This is a genomic window from Clostridium pasteurianum BC1 (assembly GCF_000389635.1).
GTDB classification, from domain to species: Bacteria; Bacillota; Clostridia; order Clostridiales; family Clostridiaceae; genus Clostridium_I; species Clostridium_I pasteurianum_A.
Map to the genome: position 1 here is coordinate 3,326,441 of NC_021182.1, position 23,468 is coordinate 3,349,908.

The 23,468-nt window shown below is 30.5% G+C and carries 21 protein-coding genes; 3 read left to right on the top strand and 18 right to left on the bottom strand.

The features are described 5' to 3' along the window. Positions 1-300: 300 nt before the first annotated feature. From CLOPA_RS15780 to CLOPA_RS15795, 4 genes are all read right to left on the bottom strand, one after another. Entirely contained in the window at positions 301-3,141 is a 2,841-nt protein-coding gene (locus CLOPA_RS15780) for an ATP-binding protein (RefSeq protein ID WP_015616424.1), read from the bottom strand. Continuing rightward, positions 3,142-4,497: a metallophosphoesterase family protein gene (locus CLOPA_RS15785; protein ID WP_242834209.1), complete on the bottom strand. Its 1,356-nt coding sequence runs from the start codon at positions 4,495-4,497 to the stop codon at positions 3,142-3,144. A gap of 80 nt (positions 4,498-4,577) precedes the next feature. Continuing rightward, positions 4,578-5,225, bottom strand: coding sequence for a DUF488 domain-containing protein (locus CLOPA_RS15790; RefSeq protein ID WP_015616426.1), 648 nt, complete (start codon positions 5,223-5,225; stop codon positions 4,578-4,580). Positions 5,226-5,333: 108 nt separating this feature from the next. Next, the gene (locus tag CLOPA_RS15795; RefSeq protein WP_015616427.1) at positions 5,334-5,888 is read right to left on the bottom strand and encodes a type 1 glutamine amidotransferase domain-containing protein; all 555 of its coding nucleotides are present in this window, start codon (positions 5,886-5,888) and stop codon (positions 5,334-5,336) included. A gap of 1,207 nt (positions 5,889-7,095) precedes the next feature. Here CLOPA_RS15795 and CLOPA_RS15800 point away from each other — a divergent pair. Both CLOPA_RS15800 and gltX read left to right on the top strand, forming a co-directional pair. Next, the gene (locus CLOPA_RS15800) at positions 7,096-7,740 is read left to right on the top strand and encodes a DUF4397 domain-containing protein (RefSeq protein ID WP_015616428.1); all 645 of its coding nucleotides are present in this window, start codon (positions 7,096-7,098) and stop codon (positions 7,738-7,740) included. 255 nt (positions 7,741-7,995) lie between these two features. Next, on the top strand, positions 7,996-9,462 hold the full coding sequence (gene gltX / locus CLOPA_RS15805; RefSeq protein ID WP_015616429.1) for a glutamate--tRNA ligase: 1,467 nt from the start codon (positions 7,996-7,998) through the stop codon (positions 9,460-9,462). Between the two features lie 96 nt (positions 9,463-9,558). On the opposite strand, the gene CLOPA_RS15810 is transcribed toward gltX, so the two are convergent. From CLOPA_RS15810 to CLOPA_RS25210, 7 genes are all read right to left on the bottom strand, one after another. Further along, complete coding sequence (locus tag CLOPA_RS15810; protein WP_015616430.1) at positions 9,559-10,956, bottom strand: FAD-binding oxidoreductase; 1,398 nt, start codon at positions 10,954-10,956, stop codon at positions 9,559-9,561. Position 10,957: 1 nt separating this feature from the next. Continuing rightward, positions 10,958-12,157: an electron transfer flavoprotein subunit alpha gene (locus CLOPA_RS15815; RefSeq protein WP_015616431.1), complete on the bottom strand. Its 1,200-nt coding sequence runs from the start codon at positions 12,155-12,157 to the stop codon at positions 10,958-10,960. Between the two features lie 282 nt (positions 12,158-12,439). Further along, positions 12,440-13,228 carry an electron transfer flavoprotein subunit beta/FixA family protein gene (locus tag CLOPA_RS15820; protein WP_015616432.1) on the bottom strand — a complete coding sequence of 263 codons (789 nt, stop codon included), beginning with the start codon at positions 13,226-13,228 and terminating at the stop codon, positions 12,440-12,442. 369 nt (positions 13,229-13,597) lie between these two features. Further along, complete coding sequence (locus CLOPA_RS15825) at positions 13,598-14,308, bottom strand: FadR/GntR family transcriptional regulator (protein WP_015616433.1); 711 nt, start codon at positions 14,306-14,308, stop codon at positions 13,598-13,600. A 472-nt stretch (positions 14,309-14,780) separates the two neighbouring features. Next, the gene (locus tag CLOPA_RS15830) at positions 14,781-15,536 is read right to left on the bottom strand and encodes a prepilin peptidase (RefSeq protein WP_015616434.1); all 756 of its coding nucleotides are present in this window, start codon (positions 15,534-15,536) and stop codon (positions 14,781-14,783) included. A 154-nt stretch (positions 15,537-15,690) separates the two neighbouring features. After that, positions 15,691-16,089 (bottom strand): hypothetical protein, encoded by a 399-nt coding sequence (locus CLOPA_RS15835; protein WP_015616435.1) that lies wholly within the window; start codon positions 16,087-16,089, stop codon positions 15,691-15,693. A 110-nt stretch (positions 16,090-16,199) separates the two neighbouring features. Then, positions 16,200-16,355, bottom strand: a complete 156-nt coding sequence (locus CLOPA_RS25210; protein ID WP_015616436.1) for a hypothetical protein — start codon at positions 16,353-16,355, stop codon at positions 16,200-16,202. A 461-nt stretch (positions 16,356-16,816) separates the two neighbouring features. On the opposite strand from CLOPA_RS25210, the gene CLOPA_RS15840 reads away from it, so the two are divergent. Next, positions 16,817-17,053: a helix-turn-helix domain-containing protein gene (locus CLOPA_RS15840; RefSeq protein WP_015616437.1), complete on the top strand. Its 237-nt coding sequence runs from the start codon at positions 16,817-16,819 to the stop codon at positions 17,051-17,053. A 31-nt stretch (positions 17,054-17,084) separates the two neighbouring features. On the opposite strand, the gene CLOPA_RS15845 is transcribed toward CLOPA_RS15840, so the two are convergent. The 7 genes from CLOPA_RS15845 to CLOPA_RS15875 form a co-directional block, all read right to left on the bottom strand. Next, positions 17,085-17,846, bottom strand: coding sequence for a hypothetical protein (locus CLOPA_RS15845; RefSeq protein WP_015616438.1), 762 nt, complete (start codon positions 17,844-17,846; stop codon positions 17,085-17,087). Between the two features lie 603 nt (positions 17,847-18,449). Continuing rightward, positions 18,450-18,968, bottom strand: a complete 519-nt coding sequence (locus tag CLOPA_RS15850) for a hypothetical protein (protein WP_015616439.1) — start codon at positions 18,966-18,968, stop codon at positions 18,450-18,452. A gap of 64 nt (positions 18,969-19,032) precedes the next feature. Beyond that, complete coding sequence (locus CLOPA_RS15855) at positions 19,033-19,884, bottom strand: GH25 family lysozyme (protein ID WP_015616440.1); 852 nt, start codon at positions 19,882-19,884, stop codon at positions 19,033-19,035. Position 19,885: 1 nt separating this feature from the next. Next, entirely contained in the window at positions 19,886-20,302 is a 417-nt protein-coding gene (locus CLOPA_RS15860; RefSeq protein ID WP_015616441.1) for a phage holin family protein, read from the bottom strand. Positions 20,303-20,344: 42 nt separating this feature from the next. Further along, complete coding sequence (locus tag CLOPA_RS15865) at positions 20,345-20,617, bottom strand: hypothetical protein (protein WP_015616442.1); 273 nt, start codon at positions 20,615-20,617, stop codon at positions 20,345-20,347. A gap of 18 nt (positions 20,618-20,635) precedes the next feature. Beyond that, positions 20,636-22,591 (bottom strand): phage tail protein, encoded by a 1,956-nt coding sequence (locus CLOPA_RS15870; protein WP_015616443.1) that lies wholly within the window; start codon positions 22,589-22,591, stop codon positions 20,636-20,638. Positions 22,592-22,646: 55 nt separating this feature from the next. Continuing rightward, positions 22,647-23,411, bottom strand: coding sequence for a hypothetical protein (locus CLOPA_RS15875; RefSeq protein WP_015616444.1), 765 nt, complete (start codon positions 23,409-23,411; stop codon positions 22,647-22,649). Positions 23,412-23,468: the final 57 nt, after the last annotated feature.

Consider the following 23,468-nt stretch of genomic DNA (forward strand, 5'->3'; position numbering starts at 1 on the left):
AACTAAGTCAGTATGCTAGACTATGTTGAATCCTACTACGCCAACAGAACCCTCTGATAGCCCAACTATCATCAGAACCTGTTTCCTTGTTAGATTCAACATATTCGTCGCATCTTTGACTTCTTATTTATTTTCGGATGCCTTAGTGTACTTAAAATAGAATCTTTTATGTTATAGATATCCAATTTCATAATTAAACATTGTTTTAAGCTACAAGGCTTTTTAATTTTATATATTAAAACATAAATTTATATATTAAGTTGTTTATCTATAATTTAAATTAAATATTAACAGAGTATATTATAATAAATAATCTGATAATTCTCCTCCTTTTATCTCACTAAAATTTCCTTTTTCAATTTTAAAGAATTGAGAATTTTCATCCTCTTCATCAATAAGCTTAACTAATTCGGAATGGCAGGTTAAAACAAATATTTGATTTTCCTTGGACAATTCCTTTAATACTTTTATTACATTTTTAAGATGCCTGTAATCAAAATTAACTAGAGAGTCATCAATTACAACAGGAAGCTTATCTTTAATATCCTTTATCCTGCTGAGTCTTACAGATAAAAATAATTGTTCCTTTGTTCCTCTACTTAAAATATCCGAACTCTCATTTAAGCTTCCATCCTGATTATAGGTTTTAAAATCATATTTTGTAAGCTCCTCTGCAGGTAGTACTGAAACAAATTCTCCTTCTGTTATTCTGGATAATATATCTCCTGCACTGCCTAAAATAGTACCCTTTGCATTATCGATGAAAGACTTCTGAATTTTATCAAGCATAAATACCGCAGCATTATATACGGCATATTCCTCTGCTTTGCTCTTTAGCTCTCTCCGCCCACTTTCTATTTTCTTTTGAGCTATAAATATATCTTCACTGTTATATAACTTCTTTATCTTATCTTTTATATTTAATTTTTCATCTCTTAAAGCCTCTAACTCTTTTATATTACCTTTAAGCTTATAATTCAATTCATCAATTTGTCTATCTATTTCCTCTATATTCGCATAATTTTTTATAAGCTCTCTAAAAGTATTAAATATATCTGTATCACTAATATTGTCATTAGTATCGTCCAGCAGTTTTTTTACTCTATCCAGCTTTAGTGAATGAAGCAATTGATGCTTTAAATTTACGTATCTTTCTCTATCTTCTCTATATTTATTATAGCTATTAAAATAGTCTATATTTTTGTCAATTTCTTTTAGTAAATCTATATCCCTATACTGAGCCCCGCCTAATTTAAACTTTTTTATTATCCTATCCTCTATTTCACATTTTACATTATTTATTGCTTTAAAATCTTCATAAAATTTCATACTTGTACTCAGTTTTTTTACGGCTTCAAATATGTATTCACTATTACTAAGGATATCTTCTTCTATATTTTCTTTAGGTAAATCCACTATATCCTGAAAAACTACAATAGCTTCCAGCATCTTATTTAATTTAAAATATATATCCTTTTCCATAGTTTCTATATTACCCAAATTGTATTCTAAATCCATAACTCTTTTTTTTATATCTCTTACAAGCCGAAAATAATCCTTTATGCTGTCCAGGGGCACCTGTCTATCTATAGAAAGCTTTACTTTATATTCTTCTATAATATAATCTAACTGACTTTTACTCCTATGAAGGCTTTCTAAAGCTTCACTTTTTCTATAAATTTCATTGTCAATAGCTTTTAACTTTATTTCTGCATCTCTCATACTTACTTTTTCTGCTGCTGAATATCTATTGTTTAAAAAACTATAATACAAGGCCCCGGCTATTCCAGCCAAACTTGTAATAACTCCAAGACTTTTGCTGAATCTATAAATAACTATGCCCAAAATAATAAAGGCTAGAGAAACTAAGGAATACATGGCAAATGAGCTATTTATCTTTATAGTTTGTACCTTTACCTTTGAAGGTGAAATGATATTTTTTTCCTGCTGAAGTTCTTTTATCTTTAAATTTACAGCTTCAATATCCGCTTTAACTTTTTTTAATTTATCTATATTTTCACATAATTCAACAAAAGATATTTCCTCTGTGTTCATCTTTAATATATATGCAAAATTATCCTTCCAATGCTGATTTATATCCACAATATCCTTATTTATTTCCCCTCTAGTATTTTTACACTCCAGGCAGGCTAAGTTATAATTTTTTATTTTTTCCTCTAACCCTGAAATAGTTAACTGCATATTTCTTATATTGCTTCCGTATAAATCAAAGTCCTTTTCTTGTTTATGGCAATCATCTACATTTTGAAAAAACTTTATCTTAGACTTATTGTAATCCTCATCTATTTGAAGGTATTCAGCTTTAATATTATTCAGTGCTTCCAAAGACAAATCCTTATCTTTAAAAGAGTTATATATGAGTCTATTTTCTCTTATTTCAAGCTGAGCAGCAATGCTATCCATTTGACTATAGATTTCATAATTATTTTTCAAAATCTCCAGTATAAATATATTGTCTTCTATATCTATCTTAACATTTTCTTCTTTCTTTATCTTTTCTACTATAGTCTTAATTCTATCCCGACAAGCTTTGAATTCATCTACCTGAAGCATAGCTTTTTCTTTAATATCCAGGCCTTCACTGATGGTTAGATAATTGGTTTTAAATAATTTTGTTTTAGGATTACCATTTTTACCGCCTATTTTCTCAGCTTCTTTTTTTATTTCAACTATTAACTTTGGTATTTTAATAATATCCTTTAATCCTGCACCTAAGAGAAGTGCCTGCATTTTTTCATTTCTTTTATCTGTATTTTGAAGTTCATCTAGACTTATAGTAAATATTTCTTTATAAGTAAAACTATCAATTTTACCATATAAATTTTTATACAATCTTTCCTTATGAACAGTTGTAACTAATGGATCAGCGAAACCTTTAACTCTTGCATTATATTCCTCATTATTATGGGTTAGCTGTGCTTCCATTTCATATTCCACTCTACAATCTGGAAGATTGAGAGATTTAGAAAAGCCATAGGGAAAATATCTTAAGAGCTTTAATAATGTGGATTTGCCTGCTCTATTTTTACCACCTAAAACTACAATTCCAGGAGAAATATTTTCTAAATTAGCATTACTATATATTCCAAAATCTTTTATGTATAATTTTTCTATATGCATTTAGCTTTCCTCCATAAGTCTATAAATTATTAGTTCTCTGGCTTTTCTCAATATCTCCTTAAAACTCTCCTCATCCAGCTGCATCTTTAAATCATTTGTATTTTCAAGGTCATAATTTTTTTCCCAAACTTGTCCAAAAGTAGCTGAAATCTCTTCCTTCAAAGAACCATCCTTAGAAATTTCATCACATAACTCTTCAATTTCTTTAATAATATTATTACTATTTCTAAACTCTTCAATATTAGGCATTTCTTTTTCTATTCTTACATCTATAGAATCAGTATATATAACTGGGGAATAATTCATCAGTTTTGAATTTAAACTCTCCTTTATTATCTCTTCTAAATTATCCTCTCCCTCTTCAAATATAGTTTTTATATGTCCTCTTCCCTCTATGATCCATCTGACAGCATAACCCTTTAGGCAATTGTTTAAATCTGACTCAGAGCTTAATTCGCAGGGGATATCTTCAATTTTATACAGTATATTCTGTGCTTTATGTTCAATTAGCTCTATGAGCTCTGTGAGATTTTTAGGTTCAGCATTACTATTTTCATTTATATTTATATAAACTTTTTCCCAAGCTATTGAAGCTGTAGGCAAAAACTTTATAAAAGTTTTGTTAGCCTCATCTACCTCCACTAATAAGCAGCCTCCAACGCCTTCTTCACCAATATCTCTTCCCTGGGGAATACCCGAATAGGCAATTATGGGTTTTGATCTATTTAGTATCTTACATTTATGTATATGCCCCAAGGCCCAGTAAGAAATCTTTTCCTTAGCTTTCAAATTTTCTAAGGTACAGGGAACATAATTAAAATTATTGGGATTTAATTCTGTATGCAGCATTGCTATATTAAATACACTATCCTCTGGGGGATTGTAAGAATTGTACAATTTTCTGCTATCTGCTTTTCCTCTATAGGAATTACCATAAACTCTAGCAATTATATTTAAGCTTTTATCCTTAATTTGAAACTCACTGCACTGTTCACTATCACAAACAAATACATTATCAGGTAATTTAAAAATCTCCCTTTTCCCTACAAAAGGATCATGATTACCTGCAATAATATATACATTAATATTTGCCTTTAGAAGTCTATTACACTGTAAATTAAAAAAGCTATTGGCCTTAATAGATTTAGCATCTCTATCATATAAGTCTCCACTTATAAGCAAAAAATCTATTTTAAATTCTAAAGCATAATCTACTATTCTTTCAAAAGCTTCATATACAGCATTTTTAAATATATTCTCATTATCTTTTAACTTTTCATCATAGATATTAAGCATACTTCCTAAATGAATATCTGCAGTGTGAATAAATTTAATAGAGAAAGTCAAATTCATCATACCTTTCTGTATATGTATTATTAATAAAGAGGTGAGTTACATTACTATCCTCACCTCTTTACTTTAGCAATTCCGTTTCGTTACTTAGGCATATTAAAATTAATATCCTTACCTCTCATTCTATAGGCCTCTTCTATCATTTCAACTTTAAAGTCCTCTTCATCCATTTCTAAATCCACATGGTTCATTATACTGGCAATGGAAAATTGTGCTACTTTTTTAATAAGCTTTACTCTATACATTTCCATCAGTTCTTCTTCAATATCACTTTGAGATTTCACCAAATCTTTATCCACTATATGTTTAACAGTAATATTCTTTTTTTTCAAATCATATCCTATTAAAATAGCTCTGTGACAATTTAAAGGCTCTTTTTCAGCACACATAATTGCTATATTATATCCTTTGTCTATACCATCAATTAATCTTGCAATTCCCATTTTATAGCTATTATTTTTTCTTATAGCTTCATAGCATATTATGCCCTGTTCATCAATACACTCTTCATTTTTTGCTCCTAATTCTTTTCCCATGTATATATAATATATTCCCTGCTTATTCAATACCTTTTTAATATTATCACTATTATAAACTATTGTTTTTTCACCTTTACTATAGGGCACAGATCTTACGTCTACTACACAATTAATTTCATAATCCAGCAATAGCCTCATGAAGTCGTCTATTTTTCTATTAGAATAACCTATACTATAACATAAATTTTTCATAAGATATAAAAGCCTAATTTTACCTTTCTTAAAGAATACTAATTTTATATGAAAGCTTTTAACAAGCACAACACCATTAAAGATTTAGCTTTGCCCCAAGGCAGTCTTTTATTTCTTCACCGCTTCAGTAGTTGAAAAGCTTTCGCTATTTAAATAGTCTAAAATACTCCTCATAAACTGCGGGAGATTCCCGGGTATCTTGGCACTGACAATATTCCTATCTACAAAATTTCCTTCACATGTGTAATCTCCACCTGCATTTATTACGTCATCTATTATAGAATCCACACAAGTCAATTTATATCCCTGTATGACATTGGCAGATACAAGTACTGATGCACCATGACATATGCATCCAATAACCTTATTACTTTTCGCCATGTCCTTTATAAGACCTTTCACATAAATATTCGCCCTTAATCTATCTGGTGCCCATCCTCCAGGCACTATAATTCCATCATACTCTTTTGGATTTATAGTATTAGCATTTTCATCTATATCAATAGTGTAGCCATGCTTCCCTGTATAGCTATCCTTATTTCCTGTTCCTACAACTGTAACTCTTATTCCTTCTTCTCTTAATCTTAATAACGGATATAAAAGTTCAATATCCTCAAATTCATCTTCTGCAAGTACTATAATGCTCTTATCACTCATTTCCATTTTAACACTCCTCTTAGTATATTATAAACCTTTCATCAAATTGCAGACATTTAAAAATTTTTATCTACCTAGCAATTACATTTTTCGGCTTATTTTATCTAAAGATAGCAGTTTCACGGCTCTAAATTAGAAATTTTAAAATTTTTTTTAAAAAACCTTATCTTTAGATACAAAAAATTTTTCCTATATTACTAGTTTATCCGTAATCAGCACTAAGTATCAACAACTTTTTTAATTTTTTTTATTTTTATTGTATAAAATATCTTTATCGGGGTATCATAAATATCGTAAAGAGGATTTAAAATTATTGTGCAAAGAGTATATTATGATTTCCAATATAGAGGTTGTAATGTATTCGACTTAAGGCATCCGAAAATAAATAATCAGTCAAAGATGCGACGAATATTTTCAATCCAGCAAGGAAACAGGTTCTGATGATAGTAAGCTATCAGAGGGTTCTGTTGACGTAGTGGGATTCAAAATAGTCTAGCATACTGACTAAATTATTTTTCGAAGATGCCCAAGGTATATAAGTGGTATGAAAGTGCTATTTATGTGCCGGCGGAAGATTATTATAGGTGGTGTAAAGCTATTTATGTGCCGCAAGGTATATATGTGGTTTGTAATTATGTATAATAGTCGAGCTGAGACTGTATAAGTTGCCGAATTACTTTTTATGACCTTTAAATGGTAAAAAAAGTGTAAGGTTATATAAGGTCAAAAGATCTTATATAGTTTTGAAGGTATTTTATATAATCGAGCCAAGATTTATATGTGTTTTAAAATGCTCTTTAATAGTCGAAAGATTATTATTGGGTGTGTAGAGATGTATATAGGTTGTAACGAAAATAATTTTAAGTTCAATTACACATAAGAGGAGAAGAGTGATTTTTTTAATACAAATATGTATTGGAAATTACTCTTTTCTTTTTATTATTTTGGGAATAGTAGATAAATAACTATTTAGTATGTTAGTTTATTTTGTATTCTACTGTGTCAATAGAACCTTCAGATGGCTCGCTATCATCAGAACCTGTCTCCTTGTATGATTCAAAATATACGTCGCATCTTTGACTTACTATTTATTTTCAGACGCCTAATACTATTAACCTTGTAAAAGCAAATTATCTTCAAGGAATTTGATTATCATAAAAAAAATTCTCGCATATAATATTAAGGTGTAAAAATATGTGAAAGGTGAATTTATATGGCTTTTAATCCTTATGAAAATTATTTTAGGCATACAGTCCCTGTTTCCTATGTAAGAGCACTGCATGCTAGCCCTAATTCCCCAGCTGTGGACATCTATCTAAATGATACTAAACTAGTTGAAAATCTTTCTTATGAAGAGTTTACAGAATATTTATCCGTTAAACCTGGTAACTATACTGTTAAGGTGTATCCAGCAGGTAACACTCATAATTTACTACTTAGTAAAAATGTTACTATTCCACCAAGCTCTATTTCTACTACAGCTATAGTAGGCATACTTCCAAATATAAGCCTATTGCCTTCTGCGGAACCAAAAGGTCCTGTAATTCCAGGTAAGCTTTTTCTTAGATTTGGTAACCTGTCACCTAATTCACCGAATTTGAATTTAACCCTTGCAAATGGAACAGTTCTTTTCAGAAATGTAGCCTTCAAAGGTGTAACAGATTATGCATCTCTTATTCCTGGAATTTATCATTTCCAATTAAGAGATGCTAACACAAATAAGGTTCTATTAGATGCGCCTAATATAAGACTTAGAGAAAATAGATTTTACAGCATATATGCAGTAGGCCTTTTAGGCGGCAATCCACCACTGAGAATACTAGTACCACTGGACGGAAATTCATACTTAAAGTTTTAAAGGTATTGACACTATTTTTCTATTATATTATTATAAGTATATCTAGTAATGCCTTTCGTTCTTTGAGGATGAGAGGCTTTAATTTTATCCGATGACTACCTACTCTAATACTCACCTTTTCTTCAAAGTGAGAATAAAGAGTGGCTACGTCCCTAGATAACGACTTCTAAGCATTATATGGAATAAAAACTCCACCTGATGCTAAGAATTCTGTTTATGTTAGGAATAAATTTAAATTTCATAGGAGTGAGTAAAATGGCTGCAAAAGAAGTTAGAACCAGATTTGCACCAAGCCCAACAGGGTATATGCATATTGGTAATCTTAGAACCGCACTATATACTTATTTGATTGCAAAGCATGAAGGTGGTAAATTTATACTTAGAATTGAGGATACAGATCAAGAACGTTTTGTTGAAGGTGCTGTAGATATTATATATAAAACTTTGGCATTTACCGGTCTTGTACATGATGAAGGCCCTGATATAGGCGGTCCTGTAGGTCCTTATGTACAAAGTGAAAGAAGAGGCTTATATTTAGATTATGCTAAAAAACTAGTTGAAAAAGGTGAGGCTTATTACTGTTTCTGCTCAAAAGAAAGATTAGATATATTAAAGGTGAACTCAGAAGCTTTAAAAAGACCTTTTAAATATGATAAGCACTGTATGCATCTTTCAAAAGAAGAAGTACAGGAAAAATTATCTCAAGGCATTCCCTATGTTATAAGACAAAATAATCCTACTACAGGAACTACTACCTTTGATGACGTTATATACGGAAAAATTTCTGTGGATAATTCTGAACTGGATGATATGATTCTTATTAAATCTGACGGATATCCTACATATAATTTTGCAAATGTTGTAGATGATCATCTTATGGGAATAACTCATGTAGTAAGAGGAAATGAATATCTTTCTTCTGCTCCTAAATATAACAGACTCTATGAGGCCTTTGGATGGGATGTTCCTGTTTACGTTCACTGCCCTCCTATAATGAAGGATATTCATAGTAAACTTAGTAAAAGAAATGGAGACGCTTCTTTTGAAGATTTAGTTAATAAAGGTTATTTAAAGGATGCTATTGTAAACTATATAACACTTCTCGGTTGGAATCCTGAAGGTGAAAATGAAATATTCAATCTTGAAGAATTAGTAAAGATTTTTGATTATAAGACCATCAATAAATCACCAGCAATATTTGATCCTGTAAAACTTAGATGGATGAATGGTGAATATATAAGACGAATGTCACCAGAAGAATTCCACACTCTTGCACTACCTTATTATAAAGATACTATAACTAAAGCTACTTTAGACCTTATAAAAATAAGTGAGCTTTTACATACAAGAGTAGAAGTTATGAATGAAATACCAGAGATGGTAGATTTCTTTAATGAACTTCCTGACTATGATATAGAAATTTATACTCATAAAAAAATGAAGACTAATACAGAAAATTCATTGGTAAGTCTTACTAAATCTCTTCCTATACTTGAAGCCTTAGGACAATGGGATGTTAATAGCATCCATGATTCCATGATGCAGCTTGCTAAGGATATGGAAGTTAAAAATGGAATAGTTTTATGGCCACTAAGAACTGCTCTTTCTGGTAAGAAATTCACTCCTGGCGGAGCCTTTGAAATAGCTGATATAATAGGAAAAGCTGAGTCCATAGAGAGAATCAAAGTAGGTATAGAGAAATTAAAGGCTGCTTTAGCTTAAAGATTTAATAAAAAACAGTTTAGTGCTAATATGAATTAGTCCTAAACTGTTTTTCATTGTACAAAGCTTTATAAGCGGTACATTAATTAATGTACTTTATTCACATACCTTCCCTGGATTTAAAATATTTTCTGGATCAAAAGCTGTCTTTATTCCTCTCATTACAGACATATATTCCTCACCATATTGCTTGAATATATATTTTCTCTTAGCATATCCAATTCCATGCTCTCCAGATACCAAGCCTTTAAGTTCAATTGCCTTGTTATACATAGCATCAAAAACTTTAAGAAGTTTATTTTTCCATAAATCCTTTGATAAATCATCTCTAAGTATATAAACATGTAGATTTCCATCTCCAGCATGGCCAAAGCTTCTTATTCTTACATTAAATTCATTTTGAAGTTCATCTGTATAGTTAATAAATTCTGCAACTTTATTTCTTGGAACTACTACATCACATTCATCCATTTCTGTAGTAGATGCCTTAACTGCCTCTAGAAAAGCTCCTCTAGCTGACCATACAGCTTCTTTTCTTTCATCTGTATCAACTATAAATACATCAAAGGCTCCCTCTTCAATACATATCTTTGCCACTTTATCATAAGCTTCTTCTATTTCTTCCTTACTATTTCCATCAAAGGTTAAAAGCAAATATGCATCTGAAGAATTGTCAGGAAATTTTTTGCCAAGGAATTTTTCTGCTGATAATATTACTTCTCTTTGCATAAATTCTATGGCTGTAGGTATTGCCTTAGACTTTATTATTTTAGGTACTGTTCCTATGGCCTTATTTAAGTCTGGGAAAGGTACAAGTAAGCTTATGGCTTTTTTAGGTAATGGTAATAGTCTAAGTACTGCCTTTGTTATTATACCTAAAGTTCCCTCTGAGCCTACCAATAAATCCTTTAAACTATATCCTGAACTATTTTTAACTACTTTACCACCAAGTTCAAGCACTTTGCCACTGGGTAGGACTACTTCTAGACCTCTTACATAATCCCTTGTGACGCCGTATTTAACAGCTCTCATCCCCCCTGCATTTGTGCTTATGTTTCCACCAATTGTAGCAGATTTTTCTCCTGGATCTGGTGGATAAAATAAATCATTCTCCTCTACAAATTTACTTATCTCCATCAAGAGAACTCCTGGTTCCACAGTAAGGGTAAGATTCTCCTCATCTAATTCAAGTATTTTATTCATACCTGTAAGGTTTATCATTATTCCACCCTCTAAAGGTACTGAGGATCCTACAAGCCCTGTACCAGACCCCCTAGCTACCACTGGGATATCATTTTTATAGGCATACTCCATTATTTTTGAAACCTCTTCTGTAGTAAGTACATTCAAAAGTAGGTCTGGCATATTACTTACTCCACCTAATTCATCATGACTAAAGTCTTCACTTATCTCTTCCTTTGTAAAGGTTCTATTTTCACCTACAATAGATTTTAAATATTCTACATCTTTTGAATCAATAACTTTATAAGACATATTATAGCGCCTCCTTATAGCTCTTTACGTCCTTAATCAGTTCTGGAAGAATTTCATACAAATCTCCTACTATACCATAATTGGCAACATTAAATATTGGTGCATTAGGATCTTCATTAACTGCAAAAACATATTCCGATCCATCCATACCAGCAGTAAATTGTACTGCACCAGATATTCCAAATGTTATAATAAGCTTTGGTTTAACAGTTCTTCCACTTAAACCTATTTGCCTTCTTGCATCTCCCCAACCTGCTTCTATTAATGGTCTTGTAAAGGCTACCCTAGCTTCAAGCAGTTCTGCCAATTCATTTATCTTTTCAATATCTTTCTCTGATTTTATGCCTCTTCCTATTGCAATTATAGTATCAGCATCAGATATATTATCCTCAACCTCTTTCTTTTTTACCTCTAATACTCTAATTCCTGAGTTGAATTTTTCTCTATCTATATTACAGGCGGTTATTTTACCAGTCTTCTCTTCGCTTCTTTCTGGAGCATTCATGACCTTATATCTTACTGTGGCCATCTGAGGTCTATGATTAGGATTAATTATTTGAGCCATTATATTTCCACCAAAGGCAGGTCTTATCTGTACTAAATCAGTATTTTCTTTCATCTCAAGAATTGTACAGTCTGCTGTAAGTCCAGTTTTAAACCTTGCTGCTATTCTTGGTGCCAAAGATCTTCCAACAGTTGTAGCTCCAACCAGTATAGTTGAAGGTTTTACTTTATTTATAAAATCCTCTGCTGCTGCTGTATAAGGTTCTATTCTAAAATCTTCAAGTTCTTCATAATCGTAAACAAATACCTCATCTACTCCATAATGCAGCAGTTCTTCTGCCTTATTTAAAATGTTATGTCCTATAAATACAGCATATACGGGATGATTTATCTTCTCAGCTAGCTCCTTAGCTTTTCCAATTAATTCAAAGGTTACAGGATGTATGTTTCCCTCTACGTGATCCACATAAACTGCTACGCCTCTCCATAGGCTTTTGTCTATGCTTTCAACCTTATCTTCTATAAATTCTACAACTCCCTTAGGGCCCTTTCTAATGCAAAGCTTACACATTTTACAGCCTGCATTCATTTCAATTTTTCCGTTCTTTTCTTCTATTGCTCCAAAGGGACATATTTTAATTAAATCCCTTACAATTTCCGGTGTTAATTTTTCTTCATGTACAAATAACTTTCCCATAATAATCTCCTTCCATGAGTTCCATGCAAATTATAATTATGCATAGAAAATTGAAACACACTAATTAATATAAAAACTATATTTTAACTCTATCTAAAGAATTAAATTGAAACGTTTTCTATTTAGGCATATTCAAATAAATAACTAGTCAGTATACTAGCCTATTTTGAATCCTACGACCTCAGCAAAACCCTCAGATAGCCCACTATCCTCGGAACCTGCTTCCTTGTATGATTCAAAATATTCGTCGCATCTTTGACTTACTATTTATTTTCACATGCCTTATACGAATTTTAATTCTTTAAGTTTATCAGCAATTTGTTTACCAACTTCTTCTCCAGTGCCCTGAAATTTTTCTCTCTTAATATCATGTACTGGTGGAAAAATTCTTTCTACCTGAGTTGGTGAGCCATTTAATCCATATCTATTTTCATTTTGATCCTCAAAATTTTTGAGGCTTATTATTTTTATCTCTCTATCTTTAGTTTCAAGTTTTTTCTTATATGAAGGAAGTCTAGGTTGATTGATATCCTTTTCAACCGTAAGTAAACAAGGATACTGTACTTCTACCTTTTCAATAGTGTTCGGCATGTCCATAGTAACTACTATTGAATGCTCCTTAATTTCTATTATATCGATTACATTTGCTATGTGAGGTATACCTAAATATTCAGCCATTTCAGGTCCAACCTGTGCTGTATCTCCATCAGTAGTCTGTTTTCCACATAATATAAGGTCATAAGGTGCCATCTTTCTTACACCTTGAGATATAGTGTAAGCAGTAGCTAAAACATCTGCTCCTGCAAATTTTCTATCTGAAATTAGTGCTCCTTCATCTGCTCCCATCATATAGGCTTCTCTTATTACATCCATAGCTTGAGGTGGTCCCATGCTTATTACTTTAACCTCTCCACCTTTTTTTTCTTTAATATTAAGAGCGGACTCTAAAGCATATAAATCATAAGGATTCATCTTCGTATCTATTCCATCTCTTTTTAGCACTCCAGTTACTGGGTCAACCTCTACCTTTGATGTACCTGGAACTTGTTTAATGCAAACTAAAATGTCCATTAATATTACCTCCAACACATATTTTATTGGTAAGATGGTATTACCATTATCAATAATTTTTCGGAAGAACAACTTTGTTCTTCCATATTTATATAATAGCACATACTTTTTCACAATTCCATAATAGTTATTTATTTAACAAAGTTTTTTATATTAGAAAAATTTTTCATTTTTATCTACATATTGTAATAAATTATCTTCATTAGTAAAATATATATTTTATTATAAATCTCTAATTTCATAATCAAACATTTTTTTAACTACAATGCCTTTTAATTTTATATCTTAAGGCACAAATTTATATATCAAGTTGATTATCTATAATTATTGCTTAAATATACAATTTAATTGCAAGCTACATACATAGAATTAAGAATAAATATTATCCATCAATATTAAATGTTCTTTTATACAGTCAAGATGCTTTCTCATAGCTTTAACTGCTGCCTCTGAATCTCTATCAATTAATGCCTGTAATATATCTTCATGCTGCTCTACTAAAAGCTCTCTGGCCTTAGACTCATTCACTATAACCATTCTTGCGTTGACTATAAAAGCATCCATTAAAGAAGAAACAGATCTCAATATATTATTTATCAAAAAATTTCCAGAACATTCAGCTATTTTATAGTGAAAATTTTTATCAGAAATACTCCTCTCCAATTCATCCTTTGAGTTCTTAAGTTTATCTATAAATCCCTGCAGTACCTCTATATCTTTATCCTTTATATTTTTTGCTGCAAGAGAAGCCGTTTCCGTTTCAATCATAACTCTTACCTGATGTATCTCCAGAGTACTGCTTTTTTGCAGCATAAACATTACTGATAGAGGTTCAAAGAGACTGTTTTCAAAATTATCCCTTATAAAATTACCCTCACCCTGTCTGCTTTCAACTAAACCTATAATTTCCAATGCCCTAAGTGCTTCTCTTATAGAGGTTCTACTTACCCCTAATTTATCTACAAGCTCTCTCTCGGAGGGAAGCTTATCACCTTTTCTAAGTATTCCTTTGGCTATCATATCCTTTATCTGTATAATAACCTGTTCATAAACCTTTGTATTCTTTATAGGACTAAACATATCATCCTGACTTAATATAATATTAAATAGACTTATCTAATCAACATTATTACATTATGGACTGAATAATGCAGCAGTAAACATAATGTATCTGCTTACCAAGCTTAATCAGGATTTTTCACCTTCCTTTCAATTTTTTATATTCTATATAGTATTCTAAGATTTTTATGTATTACTAATTGCTATAATAGTATCTCCATTTAAAGCTGCACACAATAAAACTTTTAATTACAATAATACATAAATTATACTTACACCAAATCCTCTTATAAACAGAATTCTTGGCATCAGGTGGAGTTTTTATTCCAACTCATACTTAGAAGTCGTTATCCAGGGACGTAGTCACTCTCTACTCCCACTTTGAAGAAGATGGGAGTAGAGAGTGGATAATCATCGGATAAATCTTAAAATTACATTCATATCTGACTTTTTAACTACCCCTATCCTAGATATTCTACCACTAACTTACACATTAAAACATAGATATATAATAATTTATAATATATTGTCCAAAAAACAAAGTTAACAGGCTAGATATGGCTATAAAAGGACCAAAGGGAATGTAATCTTTCCTGTTCTTTATTTTCAACAAAATTAAGGCTATTCCAACTGCTCCTCCAATAATAAAGGACAAAAAAAGCATTACTATGGAAAGTTTAAGTCCCAAAAACAATCCACACATAAGACATATCTCTGCGTCTCCCCAGCCCATGCCCTTTGTTAACAGAATAATTAGGGCTATAAAACCACCAGCTGCTATACCACCTAACACAAACTCCATAACATTTAAATTAAAAAAATACCCTACTATAATAAAGCCTACTCCAAATACAATACCTGTTATGGTAGTACTAAAATATACATCTGTAGTATCAAAATCGATCATTCCAATTACAATAAGTAGTGAAACTAGGATAATAAATTTAATAGTAAAAAAAGTTAATCCATACCTTTCATATACAAAATAAAATAGAGCAGCAGTTACTATTTCTACAGAGGGATATCTTAAAGATATCTTTTCGCCGCAATATCTGCATTTCCCCTTAAGAAAAATATAGCTTATTACAGGTATAAGATCATAGCCCTTAATTTTATTATTGCAGCTTGTACAATGGGATGGTGGAAAAGCTATGGATTCTCCTCTTGGTATCCTATAAATACATACGTTAAAAAAACTTCCAAGGAGTAATCCTAAAATAATAATGTATATTCCTATTAAAATATTCATAATTTTGATCTTCCTTATCTTCAAGTATCTTTAATAAAAAATCTCCTACCATATTATAGTAAGAGATTTTTATGCATTGTTCAAGTATTTATTTTATAATCGTTTTACTTAATGAAAATTGCTGATTATATAATTATTCAATAACCTAATTACTCTAAGGTTCACTAGTTTCAAGGCCATTAATTGTAATGAGTGATGCTTTTCCATCTAATTTATCTATAGAAAATTCTCCTGATGCTACTTTATTTAAGCTTTCCATAGACATAGCTTCATTAGTTTTATTGAGGCAATCTGGAATCTTATTACTATCCAACACCTCTTCAGCAACTAATTTATCAATTCCATCAGCGTAAGTAATTTTCCCTGAATAATTTGTTGAATTATCTCCTATTTGAGCATCACTGGGACCTTTGTCTGAATTATAAGCCTCTATAGCACTCATTATAGTTTTTGCACTGGTTTGAATATTAGATTTCTCCGCTTTTTTTCTGTAGCCTAAAACATTAGGTACAAGTATTTTAACATTTGAATCGATTTGAATAAATTTGAGCAAATGTATTTAAAATAGCCATTTATAAGGGTTTTATAATTTTTACAACTAACAATTATTTGAATAGTTTAGAAGAATAATTTTGACGAATTTTTGACGTCAAAATTATTCTTCTATATATAATTGATATTAAATGCCTTTAATATTTCTTCACATTTATTTTTAACCTTTACTGATTGTTTTGTTAAATACTCGTTTGCATTCATTAATTTTTTATTATGTAATCTAAGCTTTTCATTTTCTATTTTTAATTTTTCTATTTCTTTCACTAAGATTCCCCCAATATTATCAAATATTTTTTCTTATAAGTTTTTTATTATTAAAATTTATTTTTCTTATGCAACCCTTATTATATCTATATTTGCGAACACTTCCCGAACATCTGTTCTCGTATGTGTAATATTATTGTACAACTTTTATTTATGTTCTGCAAATTTTTTAAAATTCTATATTCGACACCCTCATTTTGGAAAATACTCTAAAGGCTGTTATTTTAATCTAAGATTTAGTTGAAAGCATATTAACAATGCATTCATTTCTTATACATATTTCGCATGTTTGAATAATAACTTTAATTGGATAATATTAAATATGAAATTTGGGAACAGTTTTATAAAATGTGTAATTTATGACAGTATATAAAATTACGTATATAGTAATTTTCTTACTGAATTGATACTAATTATAACCAATAACGTTACAATCTAATCTAGTGATAGGAGGTAACGTTATGATCAGAATATACTTATCTAAGTTATTAGGAGAACGTAGATGGACACAAGCAGACCTTGCTCGTAAAACTGGAATAAGACCAGCAACTATAAATGAAATATACCACGAATTATCTGAAAGAGTGAATTTAGAGCATTTGGATAAGATATGTGAGGTATTAGACTGTAGACTAGATGAATTAATCAAATATATACCAAATAAAAAGAATCATTCTAAAAAATGGTGGAAGGAGTAACTATATAAGCTACTCCTTTATGCTATTTGTATTATTCTTTTTCATTAATTAATGATGGAGCCTCTATATTTTTTATAGAAAAACTATAGCCAAAATTATCTGCATTTTTAATTTTAATTTTAATTTTTTGTTCATATTCATTTTCAAATATATCATAAAAATTAAAAATAAAGTTTATATCATCTTCAGCACTAACATTGGATAATACATCAAGGTGCACAATGCATTTTTCTCTGACTGAAAGCGATACTCCGTAATTATCATTTTTTGTTATTTTTTTATTTTCTGCCCTACAAATTATATTTAATGCAATCCCTATGCCATCATTTTTTAAAATAAAAGTAATATTTTTAGTTTTTAAACTATTATTATTAATATTTGCATTTTTTACATAATTTTCATTATCAACTGTGATATTAATATTTTGATATTCAGTAATATTTTCAACTGTCTTATTTATAATCCTTAAATATGGCTTGACTTTTAAAATCCTAGAATTTTTTGTAAATTTTCTTTCTTCTAACTTTTTATTATCATCTTTTTCCTTTTCTTCACTGTCTTTATTTTTGTAATAGTCAAGTGTCAAAAATACACCAGCAACCGAAAAAACACCCCCTAAAATAGCTCCAAAATAACTACCAAAAAAACCAACCCATGCGTCCCTCCCAATGCCTCCCGAATAAGGGAATGGTATTATCACCAATATATATACTATTACAGGCAAAACACAGATAAATAAAATAATATACATCCAATGTTGTTTTAAATAATCTAAAATTTTATCTAAATCCATAATAATCCTTCCTTCATATTTTTATACAATAATTCTACAAAAAATAAAAAAATCCTCCCTTTTACTGGAGAATAACCAAAATTATTTACGGTTCAATAAAACTCTAATATATGTCAATAATCTCAACTACACTTTAAGCTGCATCTTCTTTATTTTTTTAAGATGTGCCTTTATGATCCATCTTTTATATAAGAAAATAAGGAAACAGTAAATACTGATTCCTTAAGTTTCCTAATTGATATAAGGATAAAAATCTTTATATCAACAAATACTAAAAACGCAATTAATCCTCTAACACCGAGAAAGGAGGACTACATGATGAATTTTAACTTTTTTATTTTAGTAATAAAAGTTGGGATATTACTAATTGAATATTTTCTTAAATTAAAGTAGTTGATTGAGCAGTTCCAGCTGCTCTTTCTCTACTCATATTATGTTCAATAAGAATAAATTAAATACACATAAAAATAAATTAAATATAAAAATTTGATTTTAATTTATTTTTATATGCCTGTATTAATTCCAATTACGTCGATAAATGAAAATAGAACATATTTTTATGTAAAAAAATAAAGCCTAGGGATTAATTCCCTAGGCTTAAAATTATTGAGCTTGTTGAACAGTAGCAGAGTTCTGAATATCAACAAGTCTTTGTTTGAGAGCTGCATTCTCCTGAATTAATTGAGCACTTTGAGCTTGTGCCTGCTGTAATGCTGCTGATTTTTGAACATCTGCAGGCTTGATAATACCACTCTCTAATAGTTTTGAATTCACATCTCCAGTAATTGATTCCCTAAAATGCTGAATATCTTCTTGGCTAATACCAGGAATCTTTTCAGCTATATATTTATCAAAAGTTTTTAATTTATCTTCTGATACACCAATTTTGCCTTTAAACTCCTGTTCTACTCTATTATATATATCTACTGCTAATTGCCTTTTCGCATTGTATTTATCAGTACCCATTTGCTGAATTAATTTATCTTTTTCAGCTTTAATATACTGAATTCCAATGTCCATTAAACCATCAAGAACAATTTTTAATATTGCTAGTATTCCAGCAACCGCAACTCCTTGTATTGCTATTTTTGAACCTTCAATTATAGCCTGTGTGTTATTCATTTTACATTACCATCCTTTTAATTTATTTTTATATTAAAAAAGACAACCTATAATCAAGGCTGCCTTAGTGAATCTTGAACCAGTTATTTTCTATATCTGAATACAAAGTATTTGCGGTTTGTGTTCCAACTTCTCTATCTGCAGCTATATGCATAATCTCTTGATACCTTTGTACTGCATCACCAGTAAGTGTTCCAAAATCACCATCAATTTTAAGATTTATACCCAACAATACATTTAGTATAGCTTGTAGTAATCTTACTCTATTACTATTTTCACCTTGTTTAATTGCCCCCATAGTATCTACCTCCAAATTTATTTTTGCAGCTGTTAAAATAACGTTATTGCTTGCTGATCCTAACAATATTCCATCTTTAAAGATATTCTTATCACATTCACTTAAAATTCCAGCTGATCTTCCGTGTTCTGTATACTGCCACCCTACTTCATTTTGTACTTGTGGATCATTAGAGCTGTAGTTAGCTATCCATACAGGAATATCTTGAAGCTGTGAATAATCTATATTATCTCTTAAAAAGCTTACATAGGTATAAAGTACACATTCTATACCTTTAGATTTCATAAGGTCATAGAACTGTCTTATATTATTTGTTATCTGCTGCTTTGATTGACCTAAGGTAACCTCACAGTCAATTGCTAGTTTACAATGGAATGGCAAGCTGCCAATTACACTTAGTATATTGTTAACTTCATCTTCCATAGAATTATTTCTAAGAAAATGATAGAAACCTATTTTTAGTCCTGCTGCTATTGCCTGCTCATAATAGGTTCTAAAATTGCTGGCTTTCCATGTTTTGCCTTCTGTACTTTTTATATAGGCAATTTCATTGCCATCACTTCTAAGCGCTTTAAAATCAACGATACTCTGATAATCTGAAAGATCTATTCCATTCATGCTATTTCCCTCCCTTATTTTTTAATTGTTCCAAAACATTAATAAGTTTCTGTGGTAATGGCACTCCTGTTTTGCCTATATTCTCTAAAATAGAAATACCCTCGTTCGCTATATAAAAATAACAAACGAAGGTACGGAACACCCATACATCATTATTTATTAATCTGTCTAATAAAACTGCTATTGTAACTATTATAAGAATTGACAGTTTCTTAGCAATCCCTTTATAGCTTATCTTACTATTTACCTTGTGTTGCCATATAGCTCCTGCCAGCCCAGTTATATAATCTAGTCCCATGAACCAAAATAACACTGTCAGCGGAGTATCCCACCCACCAAGAATATACGTAAATACACCTCCTATCCCTGCTACTATGCCATTAAATAATGGATTGTCACCTAATAATTGTCTTTTCACATTGCACCTCCTTGAATTTTTGAGTATTAAAAAAACACCTACCTAAGTAGATGCTATTGGATAACTTGTATTTATTGCACTTGCTAATACCTCCAAGGTTTTACTTGCAGTATTGACCTTAAAATCTTTAGGACTATTCATAACGTTCATATCCTTATCCAACACCACAGAATCTAAAATTAAGGCTAGATCCGTAGAGTGACTGCCAAAGAAAACATTTAATTCTTGGATTCCAGTACATAAAGAATATATATCTCCATTACTTTTGTAATAGAATACTGTCATTTTAGTATTCATTTCGTCTAATGTTGCCATTTCAATTTACCTCCTAAATTAAGCAATAGCTATATAATCAATATCAATGTTACCGTCTTGATAAAAAGTCCACGTAATACCATCCGCGTTTACACTTCCTGTAAGAATTGTTACATATACATCAAAAGTTCCATTTGCATAGTTTTCTGATGTTGAAATATATTGTTTCATTAAAATATATCCTGAGGCCGTATCACTTTTAATGGATATATTAATACTAAATTCTTTATTTCTATATTCATCCGGTAGAGTTATTATGGTATGTGTACTATTGGGTATGGTGGCAGAACCCTTATAAGTTAAATAATGATATTTTTTCTTTGTGGCACCGTTTATGTGTTCTAACCCATCAGCTGAAATTTTGGTTGAGGTACCGTCTGAATGTGTATATAATGAATAATCCTTAGTATGCTGCGCTGTATCTCCAGCTTTACCGAGAGTAAATGTTTGACCATCAAAACTATAATCTCTTCCAACTAACTTTAAGTCAGTACCATCAAAGTAAAGATTATAGTCTGTAGTGGAATTTCCAATAAGAAGAGTTCCCTGGTCTAAATTAAAAGTAACCTTTCCACCAACTAAAAGCCCAGCAACTATTAAGTCTGCAACAAATCCTTTTCCAGTTCCAAAGGTTCTCCAGTTCCAAGCATTACCTATCTTATCTGCAGCTATGGCAAAAATACCTGGACCCAAATACATAGCTCCATAATCAGGACTATCCGCATTTGTATTTTCTAATAAATATCCCTTATCTTCCATTACAGTTGCATTCTGATAAGCTCCGCTGGCAAGTAACTTGTTTTTAAGCGTATCTATTATTCCCTGCAGGAAGAAAGTATTAAGTTTTCCCTGTGCTGTTAGAACTGCATCAAGAGCATTAGCCGCACGTTGCATATTGATTTGTCTATCTGTTAAGGTTTCAAATTTATTATCTATAGTAAGCGTGGAATTCCAAGGTTGTAACAAATCCTCATCCGTTTCAATAACTGTAAACCAATCATTAACATTCATGACTTCATTAATAACTTTGTAGTCATTACCTATAACAAAATCATCTATATTAAGGTTTAATACACTTAGATTTAAGGCTGTAATCTGTAATTTGATTTTAGCTTTCTTAGCGTTGTCTAAATATTCTTGGCCTGCAGCTTTAAGTGCGTTTACATCTGCAATATCCTTTAGGTCGGCTATCTGCTCGACTATTCCAACTTGTGCTACTGTGGCAGCATCTTCTAAATAGTCCTTACCATTATTCACTGTTTCTATAGTAAGGTTATCTTTGCCTACTGGAATAACTCTACTTGCTATATTGGTTACATCATTTTCAAGTGTCATATCCTTCATGTTATAACCTAAATGAATAGTCGTAGAGCTTTGCTGACCCACTAGTCCCGTATAGTCTAAATATCTAATCCCATTTTCTTTGCGAACACTTAAGACCCCATAAAACTTATTTACAAACTGGTCAATTATAAAATTAAGTGTATTCTCAAAATTTGTTGCAATAGCCAAAACACCAGTAACATCTACAGTACCTAAAGTAAACTGTTTATCACTGGTGGTATGGCTGTTATGATAGTCTATAAGTAATTGTAGCCCTTGAATAATAGAAAGCCCGCTTAAATCCCACGACCTGGTTCTAGTATCATTTAAATAAGCAAGTTCTCCTTCACAAGTAACCTCTTTATAAAATTTGCCTGTGTTATCCATTTTGTTCGGAGAGCTTAAAACTCTGCCTTCAAATCTAATCTCGTTATTTCTGATACCTATAACTTTGATTAATGTAACTAAGTCATAGATCTTATCAAAACCTGGATTAAACTTAGGAACAGTAAAGGTTAATTTTTCAGCTACGGACTTTCTTCTATTCAAATCTAGTTTTGTAAACTTGGGAGTATTTTTATCTGGTGCAGGAAAATGCACAATAGTTTCTTCTGTACCATTAATTAAGATTACTTTATAAATAGGTATCACCTCCTTTTTGGGTATTAAAAAAGAGCCTTGAATTTCTTCAAAACTCTTTTATCAATTAATGTATTGTATTAATTAATTCCTCTTGTTTTTTTATATACTCTATAGCGTCTTTAAATGTTTTATTTTCATTTTTTGCCGCTAATAATCCTAAAGCCGTAACCTCTCCTTTGGTAGCCTTAGGATAGTCACTTTCAAAACTATATTTCTTATTAAGTTTATGCATATTAACTTCTATTAAGCTTTTATTGTATTTTTCTTTAATAATTGTTAAGTTTTTATTAATGTAGTTAAATAGATATTCCCCATACTCATTTACTTGTTCATCAGTAGGTATATACCCATTATGAATAACTTCATTTCTGAATTTTGTTATATTTTGTTTTTCTTTATTTTTTTTATATGTTTTCATTATAGTGTTATTTATATCTTCAGGGCGCTTTTTAAATTCTTGTAAATATAAGAAATAAAAAGCACCTAATTGCCTTTCAGATTGAGAAGATACATATTTCCATGTCTTTTCATATTCTTCAAAGCTTACACCATTATTTACAGAGAACACTGAAATACACCATTCATGAAATCTTTCTAATGATGAAGCCAAACACGAAACTGCTTCTTGCTTGTATCCATCTAATAAAGCTGATATACTCATATCAAATAATATTTCAAATTTTTCATTTTGAGATATTAAATGTGTTTTATGTCCTTTGTTACATGTTAATTCATATATTCCTTCATCATTAACATTTACATCATTAAAGTTAATATTTAATACTTTATTTTCTTTTAAACACACCATGCATGGTAATAAAAATTTCATTGACATCATCTCCTTTTCTTTTTAACTTTCTACAAAATAATTGAAATTCCTTTATTT